Origin of the sequence: Lentzea kentuckyensis, assembly GCF_002150765.1 — a bacterium.
In the GTDB taxonomy this organism is placed as follows: Bacteria; Actinomycetota; Actinomycetes; order Mycobacteriales; family Pseudonocardiaceae; genus Lentzea; species Lentzea kentuckyensis.
Genome location: NZ_MUYM01000190.1, coordinates 1 through 1232 on the forward strand (window position 1 = coordinate 1; position 1232 = coordinate 1232).

A 1232-nucleotide genomic window follows, 5' to 3' on the forward strand; every position below is an offset into this window, starting at 1 on the left:
AAGTGGCCCACCCCCTCAGCCACTGCACTGGAAAGCGAGCTTCATGAGCGCCATCGACCCCACCGCCCACCTGACCGCGGACCAGATCGAGGAGCTCGGCCGCGAGCTCGACGCGATCCGCGACGAGGTGATCGCCAGCCGTGGTGAAAAAGACGCCGCCTACATCCGCAAGGTCATCTCGGTGCAGCGCAAGCTGGAGCTGGCCAGCCGCGGCATCCTGCTGTTCTCGCTCTTCCCGCCGGCGTGGCTGATCGGCACCGCGGGCCTGTCCGTGGCGAAGATCATGGACAACATGGAGATCGGCCACAACATCCTGCACGGCCAGTGGGACTGGATGCGTGACCCGAAGATCCACTCCACCACCTGGGAGTGGGACCACGTCTCGCCCGCCGAGCAGTGGAAGCACTCGCACAACGAGCTGCACCACACGTACACCAACGTGATCGGCAAGGACAACGACCTCGGCTACGGCATCATGCGCGTCGACGAGGACCAGAAGTGGCACCCGATCCACCTCGGCCAGCCGCTGTGGAACTTCATCAACGCGTGCTTCTTCGAGTACGGCATCGCCGCGTACGACCTGGAGCTCGGCAAGAACCTGCACAAGCGCCGCCGCAAGAACCCCGAGTTCCGCGCGCGGGCCAAGGCCGTGGGCCGCAAGATCCGCAAGCAGGTGCTCAAGGACTACGTGATCCACCCGCTGCTGTCCGGCCCGTCGTTCCTCACCACGCTCGCCGCGACGTTCACCGCGAACCTGATCCGCAACCTCTGGTCGCACTCGGTGATCATGTGCGGGCACTTCCCCGAGGGCGTCCAGGTCTTCGAGCGCCGGTCCATCAAGGGCGAGACGCGCGGCCAGTGGTACCTGCGCCAGATGATGGGTTCCGCGAACATCAGCGGCAGCAAGGCCATGCACTTCATGACCGGCAACCTGTCGCACCAGATCGAGCACCACCTGTTCCCGGACCTGCCGAGCAACCGGTACGCAGAGGTCGCGGTGAAGGTGCGCGCGCTGTTCGAGAAGTACGAGCTGGAGTACGTCACCGGCCCGCTGCCCAAGCAGGTCTTCTCCGCGTGGCACAAGGTCTTCCGCCTGTCGCTGCCGAACAAGAAGGTCAAGACGCCCGAGCCCGAGAAGGAGCTCGTCGCCGCCTGATCCCGGTATTGGTTCAGATCTTTCGGCCGTACCGGCGACACCGCCGGATTCGGTGAGATCCGTTCGTGGGGCCCGG

At 65.3% G+C, this 1232-nt stretch carries 1 protein-coding gene; it reads left to right on the top strand.

Annotated elements, in window-relative coordinates; translation table 11 throughout:
* The first annotated feature begins 43 nt into the window (after positions 1 to 43).
* Positions 44 to 1156, top strand: coding sequence for a fatty acid desaturase family protein (locus tag B0F77_RS45665; RefSeq protein ID WP_086669302.1), 1113 nt, complete (start codon positions 44 to 46; stop codon positions 1154 to 1156).
* The last annotated feature ends 76 nt before the right edge of the window (positions 1157 to 1232 follow it).

Coding starts and splice junctions, on each gene's coding strand:
- B0F77_RS45665 (WP_086669302.1), top strand. CDS start 44: ATGAGCGCCATCGACCCCACCGCCCACCTGACCGCGGACCAGATCGAG.